This window comes from Gordonia sp. SL306 (assembly GCF_026625785.1).
Taxonomy (GTDB): Bacteria; Actinomycetota; Actinomycetes; order Mycobacteriales; family Mycobacteriaceae; genus Gordonia.
Genome location: NZ_CP113063.1, coordinates 1,513,565 through 1,532,142, shown reverse-complemented (window position 1 = coordinate 1,532,142; position 18,578 = coordinate 1,513,565). Strand labels below are relative to the sequence as shown.

Sequence of the window (18,578 nt, the reverse complement as noted above, 5' to 3'; positions counted from 1 at the left end):
CCATGCCCGACGACGCCGACCTGACATCCCTCACCCGCAAACCCGATCGCGCCGGTGATCGTGCGCTGCTCGACGAGGTTCTCCACGAAGCCCACGTCGGTGTGCTGTCCACCGTCTCCGACGACGGGTTCCCGTGGTCGGTGCCGATGCTGGTGGCCCGCGACGGCGACCGGCTCCTGATCCACGGTTCCTCGGGGGCGGGCGCGCTGCGGCAGGTCGCCGCGGGTGCGCATGCGACGTTCACCGCCTTCGTCGTCGACGGCCTCGTCGTCGCCGGCACCCTGTTCGACCACTCGATGAACTACCGGTCGGTGGTCGTGCGCGGCGCGCTCGAGCGCGTCGACCCGTCCGATGCCGCGCGCGCCCTCGACGTCTTCTCCGACACGGTGCTGCCCGGTCGCAGTGCCGAGGTCCGCGACCACACGCGAAAGGAGTTGTCGGCCACCGTGATCCTGGCTCTGCCCATCGTCGACGGGCAATGGTTGGCCAAGGCGCGGTCGGGTGGGCCGGGTTCGGACGGGGAGGCGGCCGGCTGGACCGGGCACATCCCGATGCGAGTCGTCTACGACGAGCCGGTCACCGAGACCCACGGCGAAGTGCCTGCATCCGTTGCTGGCCTCTACCGCCAGAAGACGAACAGATCCCAGCCGTAGGACGCGAGTACGCTCGGCACCCCGGACAGGCCGAAGAGCCAATACACGAGGTCGAAGAACGCGCGGTTGAGGAACGGGATGAACAGCAGCGCGAAGACGATCAGGAATCCGTACGGTGCGATCTTGGCGACCGACGCGCGGGTCTGATCCGACAGGTACGGGTCGATCGCGCCGTAGCCGTCGAAACCGGGCACCGGCAGCAGGTTCAGCACCGCGGCGGTGATCTGCAAGAAGGCCAGCATCGACAACGCGGCCCACAGGTTCAGCCCGTCGACGATGTAGAGGACGTTCGACGGCGAACCGTACCCCTGCGCTCCGTAGGAGTCCGGCGTGGCGAACCGGACCGTCAGCAGGAGCGCGACGCCGAGCAGTGCGTTGGTCGCCGGGCCGGCCAGCGACACGATCGTCCGCTGCACACGGGTGAACCCGTGCTGGTTCACGTAGACCGCGCCGCCGGGAAAGCCGATGCCGCCCAACAGGATGATCAGCAGCGGCAGTCCGAGGGACAGCGCCGGATGGGTGTAGCGCAACGGGTTCAGGGTGAGGTAGCCGCGCAGTTCGGCATTGCGGTCGCCGAACCGGAACGCGGTGACCGCGTGGGCGAACTCGTGCAGGCACAGCGAGATCACCCAGCCGGCGAGGACGACGAGCAGTGTCCCGCCGACCGACCCGAGATTGCGTCCGGGCGCGGAACCGGCCACGATCCACCCGCCGATGACCGCCACCACGACGAGTCCGAGGAAGACCGGGCCGGGGCGGACGGCGCGGGCGATCTCGCGGGTCGTCGTGGTCATGGCAGCAACACCAGGTTCATGTCCACATGATGCCGGTAGAACGTCGACCGCTTCAGAACCCGCGGCGTGATCGTCCCCTCGCGCTCGACGACGATGTTGGTGCCGCCGGTCTGCGCGGCCCGTCCGAGGTGCCATCGGCCGTTGATCAGCGGGCGATCCAGGCGCGCCCGGAGCCCGGGTGCGCCGCGCAGCGGTTCGATCTCCACCCCGCGGACCTCGCCGGTGAAGAGCCGCTCGTTGTCCACGTAGGTCTCGCCGTGCAGTTTCGCGTCGTCGGCGCCGAGGTGCCGGGCCCGGCCCACCAGTACGGTGGCCGCGTCGTCGCGGATCAGCGGTACGGCCTGCGCCCGGCCCCGCTCGGCGAGTGCCGTCGCGCCGACGCCGTGGGGCAGGCCGTAGACGGCGGTGGCACGGGTCGGCGACGGCGCCGCGTAGGCGACCTCCACGTCGAGGCGTTCACTGATCATCAGGGCGGCCACCACCTGGGCGAGGTAGGCGTCGGCCCCGGCCCCGTCGAGCGGGGTCACGACGACCCGTGAGGCGTCGGGATCGATCAGGACATCGGCGACGGCGGCGCGGATCGCCCGCTTCTCCGCGGTCGTCTCCGCTTCGGTGATCGGGACAATCGGCACACCGATAGCGTATCCACCGCTCAGGATGCGGCTTCGACCAAGTAAGGTTGGCCTGTTGTTCAGCGCGCCAACTCAAAGGAGCATCCGACCATGGCCGCGATCGTGCTTATCGGCGCCCAATGGGGGGACGAGGGCAAAGGTAAGGCAACCGACCTGCTCGGCGGAAAGCTGCAGTGGGTGGTTCGGTATCAGGGCGGCAACAACGCCGGACATACCGTCGTCCTCCCGAACGGGGAGACCTTCGCACTCCATCTGATCCCCTCCGGGATCCTCACGCCCGGGGTGAAGAACGTCATCGGCAACGGCGTGGTGGTGGATCCGGGGGTGCTGCTGACCGAACTCGGTGGCCTCGAGGACCGCGACGTCGACACCTCGGGTCTGCTCATCTCGGCCGACGCGCACCTGCTGATGCCGTACCACGTGGCGATCGACAAGGTCACCGAGCGGTTCCTGGGGAACAAGAAGATCGGCACCACCGGCCGCGGCATCGGGCCCTGCTATCAGGACAAGATCGCCCGCGTCGGTGTCCGGGCCGCCGACGTGCTCGACGAGAAGATCCTGGCGCAGAAGGTCGAGGCCGCGCTGGAGCTGAAGAACCAGATCCTGGTGAAGATCTACAACCGTCGTGCCCTCGATCCCGCGCAGGTGGTCGAGGAAGTGCTCGAGCAGGCCGAGGGCTTCAAGCACCGCATCGCCGACACCAGGCTGCTGCTGAACCAGGCACTGGAACAAGGCGAGACGGTGCTGCTGGAAGGGTCGCAGGGCACGTTGCTCGACGTCGACCACGGCACGTATCCGTATGTCACGTCGTCGAATCCGACCTCCGGCGGCGCCGCGGTCGGCTCCGGGATCGGTCCCAACAAGATCACCACCGTGCTGGGCATCCTCAAGGCCTACACCACCCGCGTGGGATCGGGACCGTTCCCCACCGAACTCTTCGACGAGTGGGGCGATTATCTCGCCAAGACGGGCGGCGAGGTCGGCGTGACCACCGGTCGCGCACGTCGTTGCGGCTGGTTCGACGCCGTCATCGCGCGGTATGCCACGCGTGTCAACGGCATCACCGACTACTTCCTCACCAAGCTGGACGTACTGTCGAGCCTGGACACGGTGCCGATCTGTGTGGCCTACGAGGTCGACGGCGAGCGCATCGACGAGATGCCGATGACCCAGACCGGTTTCCACCACGCGAAGCCGATCTACGAGGAGATGCCCGGGTGGTGGGAGGACATCTCGGAGTGCACTCGCTTCGAGGACCTGCCGCAGAACGCCCAGAACTACATCTTGCGCCTGGAAGAGCTTGCCGGAGCGCATATCTCGTGCATCGGTGTGGGGCCCGGCCGCGAGCAGACGATCGTGCGTCGCGACATCGTGTAGCGACACCGACAACCAGGGGGGCGCGATGGCGCGGGGCAGCCGGGACTATGGATCGATCCTGCTCGGCTCGGCGTCGGAAGGCGGTGTCAAACAGCGGATTCGCATCCAGACGCTGTTGACCGTCTTCATCGTGGTCGCCAACCTGATCGGGGCGGTGCTCGCGATTGCGTTGTCGGCGGTGGGCATTCCGCAGCCGACGGTGTTCCAGTCGAAACTCTGGTGGGTCAACTTCATCGCCGTCCCGGTGTACGTCGTCGTCGCCTTCGTGGTCGGGACGGCCCTCGGCACGGTGGTGGTGGTCCGCGATCTGCGCTGGGCGATCCGCGATCAGAAGCCGACGGCCAAGGACGCCCGGCGGGCGCAGCGGGCCCCGTGGCAACTGGTGCTGATCCAAGGGGTGCTCTGGGGCGTCGCGACCGTCATGTTCACGATCATGTACGGCGTTCTCGACCCGGATCTGATCCCGAAGACCTTCTTCGTCGTCGGACTCAGTGGTTTTGTCGTGGTGGCGGTCTCGTACCTGCTCATCGAGTTCGCGCTCCGGCCGGTGGCCGCCGAGGTCATCACGGCCGGATACGGCCGGCGCAAGCGCAGCGGCGTCCGTTCACGGTCGATCGTGTCCTGGATGGTCGGTTCGGCCATCCCGATCGTCGGCATCCTGCTCGTGGTGTTCTTCGGTGCCTTCCGCGACGACACCTCGAAGGTCGATCTCTTCGTCGGGGTCACGGTCCTGGCGGTGATCGCGCTCTCCACCGGGCTGTTGCTCACCGTGCTGATCAGCGTGAGCGTCACCGCACCCATCCGCAGCGTGCGCACCGGCATGAACCGGGTGCAGCGCGGTGAGGTCTCCGACGCCGATCTCGTGGTGTACGACGGCACCGAGCTCGGCGACCTGCAGGTGGGGTTCAACAGCATGGTCGGTGGTCTGCGTGAACGTGAACGTATGCGTGACCTCTTCGGCAGGCACGTTGGACGCGACGTGGCTGCCGCTGCGCTGCAACGAGATCCGGAGCTCGGCGGTTCCGAGCGCATCGTCGCGGTGGTGTTCGTCGACGTCATCGGGTCCACCACCCTGGCGTCGCGGCACACCCCGACCGAGGTGGTCGAGATCCTCAACACGTTCTTCGCGGTGATCGTCGCGGCGGTCGAGGACCGGCACGGTCTGGTGAACAAATTCGAAGGTGATGCGGTGCTGGCGATCTTCGGCGCGCCGATCGACCTCGACGACCCGGCAGGCGCCGCGCTGTCCGCCGCCCGGCAGATCGCCGGCGGCCTCGCCCGGGACGTGCCCGATCTGGCCGCGGGCATCGGTGTCAGCTACGGGCGGGTGGTCGCCGGAAACGTCGGCGCCATCGAACGATTCGAGTACACGGTGATCGGCGACGCGGTGAACGAGAGCGCGCGGCTCTCGGAGCTGGCCAAACGGGATCCGGCGCGTCCGCTGGCGTCCGGTCATGCGGTGGAGGCGGCCGGGCCGGAGGCCGCCCGCTGGGAGCGGCAGGAGACCACTACGCTCCGCGGCCGGACCGCGGAGACGGTGGTCCATGCCGCCCGGATCGCCGACCCGGATGACACCTGAGCGGGCCGCCGTGTCGAATGCCGCCCTCGTGGCGCGCTCAGGTGTCATCTGTGCGCTCGGGGCGACGATCAGGTGCCCTCGGCGAGGACGCTGCGCATGTGGGCGCGCAGCGCCTCGGTCAGGTCGGGATGTCGTGCGGCGAAATCGTGGTCGAGGCGGGCGACCTCCGTCGCGACCCGGGTCAGCAGCGCCTCGCCCGCGGCGGTGACCTGGAGACTGGACGCCGAACCCGCATGTGCGGTGCCGTCGTCGACGAGCCCGGCCTCGGCCAGCGACGTCACCGCGGTGTGTGCGCTCTGCACGGTGATACGGGACCGCCGCGCGAGTTCGCTGAACGAGATGCCCGGCGTCCCGCGGATGTGCCCGAGCAGACCGTACTTTCGGGTGGTGAGACCCAGCGGCTTCAACGCCTCGGCGAGTGCGGCCTCCCATACGCGGCTCACCGTCAGCAGCATCACGGTGGGGCTGAAGGGAGGCGGCTCGGACATGGGTGCAGGGTACGCTAGTCGACCTCCCGATCCATCTGTCCCTCCGCGAAATCCAACCGGCGCAACGCGGTTCGCAAGACCTCGTCGTCGATATGCCCGTCGTCGCGCTCCTCGATGAACACCTTGCGCTGGATCTGCAGCAGGTCCATGCGCATCCGGTTACCGGCCGCCGTCGGACTCTCGCCGATGTCCTCGGGGCCACGCCCGAGTTCCTCCCAGCCGACGTTGCGTTGGGTGGTCACCCACTTCCGCAACATCGCCACCTGATGCCTGCGCGGGTCGTTCTCCGGGAGTTCTGCGGCCAGTTCGTCGAGTCGTCGTTCGGACTCCCGGGATGCACGATCCTGCGCCGACGCGTAGGCCAGTCGGTCCTTCGCGGCGTCGTCGGCGCCGATGCCGAGTCGGCGGATCATCCAGCCCAGGGTGGTGCCCTGCAGGAGCAGCGTGCCGACCACGACGACGAAGGTGAGGAACAGGATCTCGGCGCGCGCCGGGAAAGGTCCGCCGTCGTCGGTGGTCAGCGGGATGGCGAAGGCCGCGGCGAGCGAGACCACACCCCGCATGCCGGCCCACCCGACGATGAACACCGCGCGTGGCGTGGGGCGTTCCTCGCGCCGACGGATCTTGGACGAGAGGGCCCTCGGCAGGTAGGTGGCGGGGTAGACCCACAGGAACCGCGCCAGGATCGTCGCGGCCAGCACCGCTGCGGCATCGATGGCGATCTGGACCCACGACTCACCGGCGAGACCGCGGATGAGGAACGGCAGCTGCAGACCGATGAGCAGGAACACGAAGGATTCCAGGAGGGCGTCGATCGATTTGCGGACCGCGTCGTCCTGCAGTCGCGTGGCGTAGCCGAGCCGCACCGACCGCTGACCGAGGAACAGCCCCGCGACCACCACCGCGATCACACCGGACGCGTGGATCTCCTCGGCGACGTAGTACGTCCCGAACGGCACCACCAGGCCGATCGCCGTCTCCATCGGCGGGTCGGTGAGCCAGAGCCGCAGCCAGGAGACTGCGAATCCGACCGCCAGCCCGATGACGAGCCCGCCGACGGCGGCAATGGCGAAGGTGGACAACCCCTCCCATACCGACGCGGTCGCGCCGATCGCGGCGGCGAGGGCCACCCGGAAGGCGGTGAGGGCGGTCGCGTCGTTCAGCAGGCTCTCGCCGCCGAGGAGGGTCATGATCCGGCGGGGGAGTCCGACGCGCCGCCCGATCGCCTGCGCCGACACCGCGTCCGGCGGTGCCACCACGGCACCGAGCACCAGCGCCGCGGCGAGCGGCAGGTGGGGCACCGTCGCGTAGGCGACCAGTCCGACGATCACCGTGGAGAACAGCGGCAGGCCGATGGCGAGGAGTCCGATCGCCCGGCGGTTGGCGCGGATCGCCTGATAGGAGCTCTCCTGCGCGGCCGAATAGAGCAGCGGCGGCAGGATCAGGAACAGCACCAGCTCCGGCTCCAGCGTCACCTCGGGGGTGCCGGGGATCCAGCCGATACCCAGCCCGATCACGACGAGGATCAGTGGTGCCGACAATCCGTAACGCCGGCACAGTGCGGCGAGGACCACGGCGACCACCGCCACCAACAACAGCGATGCACTCACGCGAAGAACCTATCCCGGCATCGCCCGTCGCGGGGGTCGCGACGATCCGGATAATGGCATACATGCGTATCTTCCGGCGAGGGGCAGACGATCGATCCGAGACCACGGGTGGGGGTGGATCGTCGGGCGGCGGATCACGATGTGACGAGCTGGCGACCTACGGCGTCGACTCGAACGCCGATCCCGCCCCGCGCGCCGGTGACTACGCGGCCTGCGAAGAGTGCACCGCGCTCGGCGAACATCATTGGGCGCACCTGCGAATCTGCCTGACATGCGGTCATGTCGGATGCTGCGACTCCAGCCCGCGTCGTCACGCCACCGCACATTTCGACGAGAGCGGCCACCCGGTGATGCGTTCGGCCGAGCCCGGCGAGGTGTGGCGGTGGTGCTACGTGCACGAGGTCACGGGTTGAGCGAGGGTTCCGTGGGCGCCGCGGGCCTGTACTGAACTGCACGTAGGATTTGGGCATGACGTCAGACAGCCAAGGTGCTTCCGAGGCGTCGGTGCCGGCCGACGGGGAGGCCGCACCGGTGCAGGGCGGGCCGGTGAAGCAGGTGGGACATGCCGCGGTCGGACCGCCGGCGGTGCTCGGGACGCCGCTGAGCCCGACCGCGACCAGGGTGATGGTGCTCGGCGCCGGTGAACTGGGCAAAGAGGTGATCATCGCCTTCCAGCGACTCGGCGTCGAGGTGATCGCGGTGGATCGGTACGCCGATGCGCCCGGCCAGCAGGTGGCCCACCGCGCCGAGGTGGTCGACATGACCGATGCCGATGCGCTGATGGCCGTCATCGAGCGCTACCGACCGCACTACGTGGTGCCCGAGATCGAGGCGATCGCGACTCCGGCGCTCGTCGAGGTGGAGAAGCGCGGACTGGCCGAGGTGATCCCGACGGCGCGAGCCGTGGTCGCGACCATGGACCGCGAGGGCATCCGACGTCTCGCCGACGAGGAACTCGGACTCCCGACGTCGCCGTATCTCTTCGCGTCCTCACACGAGGAGCTCGAGGAGGCGGTCGGGGAGATCGGCTTCCCGTGCGTGGTGAAGCCGGTGATGTCGTCGTCGGGCAAGGGCCAGACCGTGGTCCGCGCGCCTGCCGACATCGGGCCGGCCTGGAACACCGCGACCACCGGTGCCCGCGTCCAGGGCGAGCGGGTCATCGTCGAGGGATTCATCGAGTTCGACTACGAGATCACCCTGCTGACGGTGCGGGCGATCGATCCCGCCACCGGGCGGCTGGCCTCCCACTTCTGCGCGCCCATCGGCCATCAGCAGGTCGGCGGTGACTACGTCGAGAGCTGGCAGCCACACGAGATGTCCACCGACGCGCTCGGTGCGGCCACGTCCATCGCGGCACGAATCGCCACCGGTCTCGGCGACGGAAAGCTCGCGGGCCGGGGTGTCTTCGGTGTCGAGCTGTTCGTCAAGGGCGACGACGTCTACTTCTCCGAGGTGAGCCCGCGCCCGCACGACACCGGTCTGGTCACCCTGGCCACCCAGCGTCTGTCGGAGTTCGAGATGCACGCCCGGGCGATCCTGGGCCTGCCCGTCGACGTCACGCTGGCGTCGCCGGGTGCATCGGCGGTGATCTACGGCCAGCTCGACGAGCCCGCGATCGGATTCGAGAACGTCGCCCGGGCACTCACGGTGCCGGAGACCGACATCCGCCTGTTCGGGAAGCCGGAGAGCTTCCATCGTCGGCGGATGGGCGTGATCACCGCGACCGCCGACGATGTCGCCGTCGCCCGGCAGCGTGCCGTCCACGCAGCGTCACTGGTGACCCCGGTGTCGGGGCGCCCGTTCGAGCGGTTGACCCCGGCCCCGATGGCCGAGCCGGTGGTCCCGCCCACGACGTCACGGCCGGCGCCGCCTCCTCCACCGCCACCTGCACCCTCGCGGCCCAGTGCACCGCCACGCGGCACCCCCGGGCCCCCGCAGCCGCCCGGTCCGCGCCAGGGACCGGTTCCGCCGCGCGGGCCGATGCCGCCACGGGGTGCTCCGGCACGACCGGCGGGCCCGCCGCCGCGGCCCGTCCCGCCGACCGGCGGCCGCCCGGCCGGACCGCCGCCGCCCCGACCGTCGGGAAACCCAAACCCGACGCGCGCCTCGGTCGACTGAGCGTGCGCTAGACCGGCAGGCCACCGATGTCCCTGGGTGGGGAACTGCTCGTCGGAGCGGTCATCCTCGTCGGACTGCTCGGGATCGTCTTCCCGGTCCTGCCCGGCGGCCTCCTGGTCGTCGGTGCGATCGGTGTCTGGGCAGCGATCGTCGGAGGCTGGGCATGGGCGATCTTCGGTGTCGCGGCGGCGCTCATCCTGCTCGGCGAAGTCGTCAAGTACGTGGTCGCCGGCCGGTCGTTGAAGTCCGCGGGCATCCCGAACGTCACCATTGCGGTCGGCGGGCTGCTCGGTATCGTCGGGTTCTTCGTGATCCCGGTGATCGGCTTGTTCATCGGGTTCGTCCTGGGGGCACTGCTGGCCGAACTCTTCCGCACACGCAGTGTGGGTGCCGCCTGGCGAGGCACCGTGTCGGCGTCCAAGGCGGCGTTGATCACGATGGGGATCGAGCTGTTCGCGGCCCTGCTGGCAACGGCGGTCTGGCTGGTTGGCGCGGGAATCTGGTGATCAGGGCAGGCGCGCGCCCGCGCGTGAACCCAGCGGCACGATCATCGGAGCGCCGAACACCGGATCTGTCATCACGTGCGACTGCAGGCCGAAGGCCGCTTCGAGGAGGTCGGTGGTGATCACCTCGTCGGGCCGTCCGTGTGCGACGATCTCGCCCGACCTCATCACGAACAGCGAATCACTGTATCTCGCAGCGAGATTGAGGTCGTGCAGAACCATCACCACCGTCTTGCCGTGCTCGGTGCGCAGCGTGTGGACCAGGTCGAGGATCTCGACGGCATGAGCGAGGTCGAGGTAGGTGGTGGGTTCGTCGAGGAGTAGGAGGTCGGTCTCCTGGGCGAGGGTGAGCGCGATCCACACCCTTTGCCGCTGCCCACCGGACAGTGCCTCGATCGGGCGATCGGCGAGGTCGGTGGTCGCCGTCTGCTCCATGGCCAGCGCGACCGCGGCCTCGTCGGCGGCCGACGCCTGCTGATACCACCGCTGATGGGGGTGTCGTCCCCGGGCGACCAGGTCCTCGACGATGAGACCCTCCGGTGCAACGGGATTCTGCGGCAGCAGTCCGAGCTGCCGCGCGACGTCCTTCGGCCGCATCCGGTTGATGTCGGCGTCGTCGAGGTAGACGGTCCCGGCCCGCGGCGGCAGCAGCCGGGACAGGGCGCGCAGCAACGTCGACTTTCCGCACCCGTTGGGGCCGATGATGGTGGTGATCTCGCCGTCGGGGATTGCGATGTCGAGATCGGAGATGATCGTGCGGTCGTCGTAGCCGACCTGCAGGCCCGCCGCGCGCAGTCGTGACGGCGAGGTGGTGGCTTGGGTGATCGCCGCGTCGGAGTGGGTCATACCGTGGCCTTTCGGGACATCGCGATCATGAGGTAGATGAGGCACGGGCCGCCGATCGCCGCGGTGACGATGCCGACCGGCAGACCGCCCGGCAGGAGCGTGCGGCACAGCAGGTCGCCGCCGAGTACGAGGATTGCGCCGATGACGCCGGAGGCGAGCGGCGTGGGGAGCGACGAGCCGGTCAGGCGCAACGCGATCTGCGGCGCGAGAAGCGCGACGAACGCGATCGGGCCTGCCGCCGAGACGCAGAGTGCGGCCACCAGGACGGCGACGATCAGCAGGATCCCGGTCACCCGGCCCGCGTTGATGCCCAGGCCCCGGGCGACCTCGGAACCGAGTCCGAGGATGCCGATGGCCCGCGACAGCCAGATCACCGTCACCACACCGACCCCGACCGCGATCGTGGCAGGCCATACATCGGACCAGGTCGCCTGGGAGACCGAACCCACCAGCCAGGTCTGCGCGCGTGCCGCGTCGGCGATCTGAGCGCGCGTCAGCATGTAGGAGGTCAGCGCCTGCAGCATCCAGGTGACGCCGACGCCGATGATGACGAGCCGAAACGGGTCGATGCCGATGTTCGCCGACCGGCCCGGCCAGGCGAGCACGTACATCACGATCGCGGTGGCGAAGCCGCCGATGAGGGCGGCCGCAGGGACCCCGAGACCGGCGAGCCAGGCCCCCCACGAGGTGGAGAACGCGATGGCCGCGACGGCCGCGGCACTCGCTCCCGCGGTGATGCCCAGGATGTCCGGCGTGGCCAGCGGATTGCGTGCGATCAGCTGGGTCAGGGCGCCTGCCATGCCGAAGCCGAAGCCGACCAGCAGCGAGACGAGTGCGCGGGGCAGCGAGACGTCGAAGACCACGACGTTCTCGATCCGGGTGCCACCACCGAGCAGGACGCGCGCCACGTCGATCGGGCTCATCGGGTAGTCGCTGACCCCGACACTCAGCAGGAACAGCAGCAGGGTGATCGCGACGGCGACGGCCATCGCCACCAGCATCCGGGGGCGGACGACCCACGACGACGACCCCACGCGCAGGATGCGGCGATGTCGCGTCCGTTGCGGTGTTTGTGGTTCGGGGCTCAGCGGACCCGGTCGGACGTCGGTGGTCATACGCTGGCCAACTTCCGTTTGCGGACGAGGGCGATCAGGAACGGCGCGCCGACGAGCGCCAGGACCACACCGACCTGCACTTCACCTGGCCGGGCGATGACCCGTCCGATGACGTCGCAGACCAGCACCAGGATCGCGCCCAGCAGCGCCGAATACGGCACGATCCACCGGTAGTCGGACCCGGTGAACGCGCGTGCGATGTGCGGGACGACGAGCCCGAGGAAGACGATCGGACCGCACGCGGCCGTGGCCGCACCGACGAGCAGGGTGATGGTGAGGATGCCCATGACGCGGATCAGCACGACACGTGAGCCGAGGGCCTTGGACATGTCGTCGCCCAGGCTGAGCACGTTCAGGAAGTAGCCGCTGCCCAGCGCGAGCACGAGGCCGATGACGACGAAGGGCAGGGCGGCGGAGAACACGTCGAGCCCTCGGCCGGTGGTGGCACCGACGTTCCAGAAACGCCAGGCGTCGAGGGTGACGCTGTCCGACAACACGATCCCCGACGTGATCGCCAACAACAGCGCCGAGAGGCCGGTGCCCGCGAGAATCAGGGTCAGCGGACTCGCGCCGGAGAGCGCGGCGAGACCGAACACGGCGCTCGCCGCGACGAGTGCGCCGATCAGGCCGAAAGCCATGAAAGCGATCGGGCTCTGGATCCCCAGCAGATAGACACCCGCGACGACGGCGCAGGCCGCGCCCGCGTTGACCCCCAGCATCCCCGGATCGGCCAGCGGATTGCGCGTGTGCCCCTGGGCGAGCGCGCCGGCGGCGCCGATCGCGAGGCCGATCACCAGACCGAGGACGGTCCGTGGGAAGCGGAGATCCCAGACGATGCCGTAGACGTCCGAGGCTCCCGGCGGTGCAGGCGGCGCCTCGAGCACGATCCAGGGGATGCCGTGGAAGTCGGTGACGTTCAGTGATGGCCAGCCACCGGCCTGCAGCGCATCGATCACCTCGCCGATGCCGAGCTGTCGTGTGCCGACAGCGATCGACGCGAAGAGCGCCACCACGACCACCGCGATGAGCAGCAGGATCCCGGTCATTCGGCGCATGAAGGGTTACCTTACCTCCTCGCTGTTGTCACTCCGATGGGCCCTCAGAGCGTCCCAGCCGTCGATGTCGTTTGGATAACGAAAGATCTACGCTGCTGTGAAGAACCTGTGTGGTGCGTAACGATTCGCTTGGCATGGGTCGATAGTCCAACCAGAACGTCACGAGGACACCGGAGTAGGAGAGATTGATGAGAGCATCGCTCAAGCGCGCGGGTGCCGCAGTCCTGGCAACCGTCGGAATCGCGGCCGGCACGCTGGCCGGCACCACCCCCGCGCAGGCGGCGACGCCAGGCGACCTGGAGATCATCGGGGGTATCGAATGCCACTTCGGGCAGTGGGGCCAGCCGTGGAACCAGGCCTGGTACATGTACCGCTGGATGACTGTCCGGAACATCGGCGGCACCACCATGCATGACGTGATCCTCAACGAGATCAACGGGAAGTCGGTCCGGGTCAAGGAACTCAAGCCCGGCGCGTCACTGTCCAAGTGGGACAACAAGGCGCAGCGCTGGGTCCGTCCTGTCGAGACGCGCTGGTTCGGCTGCTTCCCGTCGTCGATCTCGGGCTTCACCTTCGCCAACGAGGCGGAGAACCTGACGAACAACTTCGGCTACTGGCAGAACTTCCGCCGCCAGGACAACCCCCCGGCGAACAACACCGGGGGCACCACCACCGGGAACTGACCCCGAGGGGCCGCGTGAGGCGAGGCGCCTCGTCTCACTCACCCTCACCCGACAAAACGGCGACCGGATCACCGGTCGCCGTTTTGCTGTCCTGTTCAGTTCTCGCCGAGCGGGCTCAAATCCTCGCCGATCGGGCCCGGAAACTCGCCGATCGTGCGCACTTTCGCTCCGACCGTGCGCAGATCCCGACGGGATGTCCGCCTGGGAACCGCTGCGCGCACGATCGACGGGATTCCGTGCACGATCGGCGCGAAACTGCGCACGATCGACGGGATTCTGTGCCCGATCGGGGGGGGGGGCGTCAGCTGCTGGGGCGGGACACCTTGTGCGGCTCGGACGCCGCGATCATGTCCTCACGCTCGACGACCTTGACGCGCTCGCGGCCTTCGGCAGCACCGAGGCTGCGCTCATGCTCATCGAGGCGGTACCAGCCGTCCCAGGTGGTGAAGGGGATGCCCTTGCCCTCGAGCAGCTCGATGACGGCGTCCTCCGACGGCTTGCCCGGCGAGAGCAGCGCCCCGTTGGTCATGTCCTCGAGGATGCAGTCGACGGTCTCGTTGGCATCGCCCTTGGTGTGGCCGATCAGTCCGACGGGACCGCGCTTGACCCAGCCGGTGGTATAGATGCCGGTGAGGTGCTGCCCCTCGTCGAAGACGCGGCCTGCCTCGTTCGGGATCACGCCGGCCTGCTGATCGAAGGGGATCTTCGGGAGATTGTCGGAGAGGTACCCCACCGCGCGGTAGACAGCGCCGAGATCCCAGTCGGTGTGCTTGCCGGTCGGCTTGACGTTGCCGGTTCCGTCGAGCTGGGTGCGTTCGGTCCGCAGCCCGACGACCTTGCCGTCCTCGCCGAGGATTTCGACCGGGTTCTCGAAGAAGTGCAAAAACAGCTTGTGGATGGCGCCCTGCTTGGGATCGCGGATCGCGTAGTTCTCGATGATCGTGGCGACCTGGTCGGTGATCTTCGACCCGCGACGCGCGACGGCCGATCCCTCGTCGTATTCGATGTCTTCGGGAGCGACGACGACCTCGATGTTCGGCGAGTGGTCGAGCTCCTTGAGCTCGAGCGGCGTGAACTTGGCCTGGGCCGGTCCGCGGCGGCCGAACACGTGGACCTCGATGGCCTTGTTGGCCTTGAGTCCCTCGTAGACGTTGGCCGGGATCTCGGTCGGGAGCAGTTCGTCGCCGGTCTTGGCGAGCACCCGCGCGACGTCGAGCGCGACGTTTCCGACGCCGATGACGGCGACCTTCTCCGCGTCGAGCGGCCAGGTGCGCGGGAAGTCCGGGTGGCCGTCGTACCAGGCGACGAACTGTGCGGCGCCGTAGCTGCCGTCGAGATCGATGCCGGGGATGTCGAGAACGCGATCGTCGGTGGCGCCGGTCGAGAAGATCACCGCGTCGTAGAGATCCTGCAGCTCTTCGAGGGTGATGTCGGTGCCGTAGTCGATGTTGCCGAGCAGCCGCACCTGGGGCTTGTCGAGAACCTTGTGCAGCGCGGTGATGATGCCCTTGATGCGCGGGTGGTCGGGCGCGACGCCGTAACGGATCAGTCCGAAGGGGGCGGGCATCCGCTCGTAGAGGTCGATGCTGACGCCGGAAATCGGTTGGCCCTCTCGCGTTGCTCCCGGCGCCAGGTCCTTCGCAGTGTCGGACTTCATCAACGCGTCTGCTGCGTAGATCCCAGCGGGACCTGCACCGACGATGGCAACCCGCAACGGGCGGCTGGTGTCACTCATGGAGTAGGTGCTTTCCGTGGCTCTCGTGTGACTCTGGCGAAAGAGTCGCTGGTGGTGGCCGCTCACGCGGCGCCTATCCCTTCTACGGTAGGCGTTCGACGCGCGTGGCCAAAATCTGTTTGTGAGGATTACCTCACTTGTGCCACATGCCGGGTGTCAGCGTTTGGCGGCTTCGGAGATCGGACCCACCGACTGGTCGGCGACCCAGGGCAGGGTCAGGACCGTCGGCACCGACATCGCGCTGCCCACCTGCTGGTCCAGATAGACGACCCGTCCCTGCGTCACGACGGGGAGCTTGCTCCATGTCGGATCGTTCTTCAGCCGGGCGTTGGAACCCTGCCAGTCCACCGCGACCACCACGTCCACATCGTTGAGCATCGACAGGTTCTCGGCCGAGATCTCGCCGTAGAAACCGTTGGTGAGGGCAGGTTTCAGCGATTCCGGGAAGGTGAAGCCGTAGTCGGTCAGCGTCTGGCCGCGACCGTCCTCGGGGCTGTAGATCGACACCGCTCCGGTGGGCAGTCCGGAGACCACCGCGGCCGTCTTGCCGGCGAACTCGGGATGCTTCGCACGAACGTCGGCGAGGTACTTCTTGGTCTCGTCGATCTTGCGCTGCGCGGTGGCCGGCAGCCCGACGGCCCGGCCGATCTCGGTGGTCTGCACATCCCACGGGATCTGCCAGTTCGGGTACTCCTTTGGCCGCACGATCGTCGGTGCGGCCTTGGTCAGGATGTCGTACTGCTCCTGTGTGGGTGCGGCGCCGATCGCGGTGATCAGGTCGGGGTCGGTCGCGAGCGCGTTCGGGATCTGACTGCCGAAGTCGTTCGCTGTCTGCGGCAGGACCACCGGCTGGGCGTCGCCGAGGAGGTCGGCGTTCCACGGGGTGCTGCGTTCCGGGGGATCGCCGAACGGCGCGACGGTGGTCGGCGTGACACCGAGCGCGAGCAGGGTGTCGGCGTCACCGACGCCCATCGCGGCCACCCGGGACGGCTGCTTCGAGATCGTCGTCGAGCCGTAGGCGTGCTGGATCGTCGTGGGGATCGAGCCCGCCTCGGCGGCGGGCATCGACGACGACGCCGACGAATCCTCTTCGGGGGCACTGCAGGCGCCGACGACGAGGGTCGCGGCAGCGGTGAGCCCGACGGCCGCCAGTCGGATCGGACGGGACAGTTGTACTCGGGATGTGCGCAACGGGAGCCTCAGGTCGATGGAAGTCGGACTTACCCTACCCTAACTACGGGCCGGATCGAGCGCGGGCGGCGCCCGCGGAACCGGTATCGACGGTGGTCGATAGACTGCCCGCCATGGCAGAGGGCGCGCAGGACCGCGAACGGTCGTGGAAGGACGCGTGGCCCGTACTGGTCGCTCTCGGTGTCGTTGTGATCGCGGCCGCGGGGATCGGGATCTCGTATCTGATCCGGCCGGCCGACGAGCGGATGAGCACCGACGCGCAGGTCCAGCACGCCATCAACGACGCCTACACCGCCCGTAATGACGTCGACTACGAGAAGTATCGCGCGTCGATCTGCGCCAAGGACGTGTCGTCGGCGGCATTCCCGAACGAGTCGACGTTCGTGGACGAGAACCGGAAGTCGTTCGATGAGAACGGACATATCGTCATCCCCGAGATCACCGGCATCACGGTGTCGGGAGACCGGGCGAGGGCGCAGGTACATTGGCATTTCGATGACAAGCCCGACCAGAAACAGGTGACCGACACGGTCGTGGTGCGTGAAGACGGGGACTGGAAGGTGTGTACGTCGTGAGTTATTCGGGTGATCTGACGCCGCTGCAGGCGTGGGAGAAACTGGAGAACGATCCGAAGACCGTGCTGGTCGACTGTCGGACCAGGGCCGAGTGGGCCTTTGTCGGCGTTCCCGACCTCGAGGTGATCGGCAAGAAGACTCTGTTCGTGGAGTGGACCACGTTCCCCGACGGCATGCCGAACGAGGCCTTCGTCGAGCAGTTGCGCGACGGCGGCGTCACCGACGACAGTGAGGTCATCTTCATCTGCCGGTCGGGACATCGTTCCATCGGCGCCGCGGAGGCGGCCACCGCCGACGGGATCGGTGCGGCCTACAACATTCTCGACGGCTTCGAGGGTGCGCTCGACGAGAACGACCATCGCGGCGGCCGGGGCTGGCGTGCGCTCGATCTTCCGTGGCGGCAGTCGTGAGCAGGGAACTGCCCGAAGGGGTTTCGCCGGACACGCTCGCCGTCCGCGCCGGGCTCGACCGGTCCGGATTCTTCGAGACCTCCGAGGCGCTGTACCTGACCAGCGGCTACGTCTACGAGTCCGCCGAGGCCGCCGAGCGCGCGTTCACCGGTGAGGACGACCGATTTGTCTACTCCCGGTACGGGAACCCGACCGTCGAGATCTTCCAGGAACGGCTGCGCAGTCTCGAGGGTGCCGAGGCGTGCTTTGCCACCGCGAGCGGTATGGCCGCGGTCTTCGTCGCGCTTGGCGCACTGCTGAAGGCGGGCGATCGGCTGGTCGCCGCGCGCAGCTTGTTCGGTTCGTGTTTCGTGGTGTGCAACGAGATCCTGCCCCGCTGGGGTGTCGAGACCGTCTTCGTCGACGGCGAAGACCTCGACCAGTGGGAAGCGGCGTTGTCGAAGCCGACGACGGCGGTGTTCTTCGAGACGCCGTCGAATCCGATGCAGACACTGGTCGACGTCGTGCGGGTCTCGGAACTCGCGCACGCCGCCGGTGCAAAGGTGGTGCTGGACAACGTCTTCGCCACGCCGTTGCTGCAGAGCGGGCTCGACATGGGTGCCGACGTGATCGTGTACTCGGGTACCAAGCACATCGACGGTCAGGGCCGGGTGATGGGCGGAGCGGTGCTCGGCGAGAGAGAATTCATCGACGGACCTGTCCAGACGCTGATGCGCCACACCGGTCCGGCGCTCAGTCCGTTCAACGCCTGGACGTTGCTCAAGGGGCTCGAGACCATGCGGTTGCGGCTCGACGCCTCGGTGGCCTCGGCTCTGCGCATCGCGCAGTTCCTCGAAGACGACCCGCGGGTTCGCTGGGTGAAATACCCGTTCCTGCAATCACATCCGCAGCATGTGCTCGCGCACAAGCAGATGTCGGGTGGTGGCACGGTGGTCACCTTCGAGATCGCCGACCGCGACGGCGTCGACGGCAAGAAGCGTGCCTTTGAAGTGCTCAATGCGCTTCGGGTGGTGGACATCTCGAACAACCTCGGTGATTCGAAGTCGCTCATCACCCATCCCGCGACCACCACGCATCGTGCGATGGGGCCGGAAGGCCGGGCGTCGATCGGGGTCACCGACTCGGTGGTGCGCCTGTCGGTCGGGCTCGAGGGTGTCGAGGATCTGCTCGCGGATCTCGATCAGGCGCTGGGGTAGCGGGCGGTCGGCGGATCT

Annotated in this window: 19 protein-coding genes; 10 read left to right on the top strand and 9 right to left on the bottom strand. The window is 68.2% G+C overall.

What is annotated here, in order from left to right; genetic code table 11:
- Positions 1 to 2: 2 nt before the first annotated feature.
- On the top strand, positions 3 to 653 hold the full coding sequence (locus OVA31_RS06935; protein WP_267630358.1) for a pyridoxamine 5'-phosphate oxidase family protein: 651 nt from the start codon (positions 3 to 5) through the stop codon (positions 651 to 653).
- Here OVA31_RS06935 and OVA31_RS06930 read toward each other — a convergent pair.
- Together OVA31_RS06930 and OVA31_RS06925 are read right to left on the bottom strand one after the other, a co-directional pair.
- Entirely contained in the window at positions 620 to 1,447 is an 828-nt protein-coding gene (locus OVA31_RS06930; protein WP_267630357.1) for a site-2 protease family protein, read from the bottom strand. The two genes, OVA31_RS06935 and OVA31_RS06930, sit on opposite strands and share 34 nt — an antisense overlap.
- A complete protein-coding gene (locus tag OVA31_RS06925) occupies positions 1,444 to 2,079 on the bottom strand; it encodes a hypothetical protein (RefSeq protein ID WP_267630356.1) in 636 nt (211 codons plus the stop codon). Before OVA31_RS06925 ends, OVA31_RS06930 begins: the two co-directional genes overlap by 4 nt.
- Before the next feature lie 90 nt (positions 2,080 to 2,169).
- Here OVA31_RS06925 and OVA31_RS06920 point away from each other — a divergent pair, with 90 nt between their 5' ends.
- Positions 2,170 to 3,456 (top strand): adenylosuccinate synthase, encoded by a 1,287-nt coding sequence (locus OVA31_RS06920; protein WP_267630355.1) that lies wholly within the window; start codon positions 2,170 to 2,172, stop codon positions 3,454 to 3,456.
- 25 nt (positions 3,457 to 3,481) lie between these two features.
- Positions 3,482 to 5,035 (top strand): adenylate/guanylate cyclase domain-containing protein, encoded by a 1,554-nt coding sequence (locus tag OVA31_RS06915; protein ID WP_267630354.1) that lies wholly within the window; start codon positions 3,482 to 3,484, stop codon positions 5,033 to 5,035.
- Between the two features lie 68 nt (positions 5,036 to 5,103).
- Here OVA31_RS06915 and OVA31_RS06910 read toward each other — a convergent pair whose 3' ends face one another.
- Positions 5,104 to 5,523 (bottom strand): MarR family winged helix-turn-helix transcriptional regulator, encoded by a 420-nt coding sequence (locus tag OVA31_RS06910; RefSeq protein WP_267630353.1) that lies wholly within the window; start codon positions 5,521 to 5,523, stop codon positions 5,104 to 5,106.
- A 14-nt stretch (positions 5,524 to 5,537) separates the two neighbouring features.
- Positions 5,538 to 7,133, bottom strand: a complete 1,596-nt coding sequence (locus OVA31_RS06905; protein WP_267630352.1) for a Na+/H+ antiporter — start codon at positions 7,131 to 7,133, stop codon at positions 5,538 to 5,540.
- 62 nt (positions 7,134 to 7,195) lie between these two features.
- On the opposite strand from OVA31_RS06905, the gene OVA31_RS06900 reads away from it, so the two are divergent.
- From OVA31_RS06900 to OVA31_RS06890, 3 genes are read left to right on the top strand one after another with little or no spacing between them, the layout of a single operon-like run.
- Positions 7,196 to 7,546 (top strand): UBP-type zinc finger domain-containing protein, encoded by a 351-nt coding sequence (locus OVA31_RS06900; RefSeq protein WP_267630351.1) that lies wholly within the window; start codon positions 7,196 to 7,198, stop codon positions 7,544 to 7,546.
- 55 nt (positions 7,547 to 7,601) lie between these two features.
- Positions 7,602 to 9,251, top strand: coding sequence for a formate-dependent phosphoribosylglycinamide formyltransferase (gene purT / locus OVA31_RS06895; RefSeq protein ID WP_267630350.1), 1,650 nt, complete (start codon positions 7,602 to 7,604; stop codon positions 9,249 to 9,251).
- Between the two features lie 26 nt (positions 9,252 to 9,277).
- On the top strand, positions 9,278 to 9,757 hold the full coding sequence (locus OVA31_RS06890) for a DUF456 domain-containing protein (RefSeq protein ID WP_267630349.1): 480 nt from the start codon (positions 9,278 to 9,280) through the stop codon (positions 9,755 to 9,757).
- On the opposite strand, the gene OVA31_RS06885 is transcribed toward OVA31_RS06890, so the two are convergent.
- From OVA31_RS06885 to OVA31_RS06875, 3 genes are read right to left on the bottom strand one after another with little or no spacing between them, the layout of a single operon-like run.
- Positions 9,758 to 10,600 carry an ABC transporter ATP-binding protein gene (locus tag OVA31_RS06885; protein WP_267630348.1) on the bottom strand — a complete coding sequence of 281 codons (843 nt, stop codon included), beginning with the start codon at positions 10,598 to 10,600 and terminating at the stop codon, positions 9,758 to 9,760.
- Positions 10,597 to 11,715: a FecCD family ABC transporter permease gene (locus OVA31_RS06880; protein ID WP_267630347.1), complete on the bottom strand. Its 1,119-nt coding sequence runs from the start codon at positions 11,713 to 11,715 to the stop codon at positions 10,597 to 10,599. The genes OVA31_RS06885 and OVA31_RS06880 overlap by 4 nt, the downstream gene beginning before the upstream one ends.
- A complete protein-coding gene (locus OVA31_RS06875) occupies positions 11,712 to 12,770 on the bottom strand; it encodes a FecCD family ABC transporter permease (RefSeq protein WP_267630346.1) in 1,059 nt (352 codons plus the stop codon). Before OVA31_RS06875 ends, OVA31_RS06880 begins: the two co-directional genes overlap by 4 nt.
- Before the next feature lie 188 nt (positions 12,771 to 12,958).
- Between OVA31_RS06875 and OVA31_RS06870 the strand changes: the two genes are divergently transcribed.
- Positions 12,959 to 13,453: a hypothetical protein gene (locus tag OVA31_RS06870; protein ID WP_267630345.1), complete on the top strand. Its 495-nt coding sequence runs from the start codon at positions 12,959 to 12,961 to the stop codon at positions 13,451 to 13,453.
- A gap of 301 nt (positions 13,454 to 13,754) precedes the next feature.
- On the opposite strand, the gene OVA31_RS06865 is transcribed toward OVA31_RS06870, so the two are convergent.
- Both OVA31_RS06865 and OVA31_RS06860 read right to left on the bottom strand, forming a co-directional pair.
- Positions 13,755 to 15,188, bottom strand: a complete 1,434-nt coding sequence (locus OVA31_RS06865) for an FAD-dependent oxidoreductase (protein WP_267630344.1) — start codon at positions 15,186 to 15,188, stop codon at positions 13,755 to 13,757.
- 156 nt (positions 15,189 to 15,344) lie between these two features.
- Positions 15,345 to 16,379 (bottom strand): ABC transporter substrate-binding protein, encoded by a 1,035-nt coding sequence (locus OVA31_RS06860; protein ID WP_267630343.1) that lies wholly within the window; start codon positions 16,377 to 16,379, stop codon positions 15,345 to 15,347.
- A gap of 113 nt (positions 16,380 to 16,492) precedes the next feature.
- Here OVA31_RS06860 and OVA31_RS06855 point away from each other — a divergent pair, with 113 nt between their 5' ends.
- From OVA31_RS06855 to OVA31_RS06845, 3 genes are read left to right on the top strand one after another with little or no spacing between them, the layout of a single operon-like run.
- Positions 16,493 to 16,954: a hypothetical protein gene (locus OVA31_RS06855; protein ID WP_267630342.1), complete on the top strand. Its 462-nt coding sequence runs from the start codon at positions 16,493 to 16,495 to the stop codon at positions 16,952 to 16,954.
- Positions 16,951 to 17,364: a rhodanese-like domain-containing protein gene (locus OVA31_RS06850; RefSeq protein WP_267630341.1), complete on the top strand. Its 414-nt coding sequence runs from the start codon at positions 16,951 to 16,953 to the stop codon at positions 17,362 to 17,364. Before OVA31_RS06855 ends, OVA31_RS06850 begins: the two co-directional genes overlap by 4 nt.
- Positions 17,361 to 18,560 carry an O-succinylhomoserine sulfhydrylase gene (locus tag OVA31_RS06845; RefSeq protein WP_267630340.1) on the top strand — a complete coding sequence of 400 codons (1,200 nt, stop codon included), beginning with the start codon at positions 17,361 to 17,363 and terminating at the stop codon, positions 18,558 to 18,560. The genes OVA31_RS06850 and OVA31_RS06845 overlap by 4 nt, the downstream gene beginning before the upstream one ends.
- Positions 18,561 to 18,578: the final 18 nt, after the last annotated feature.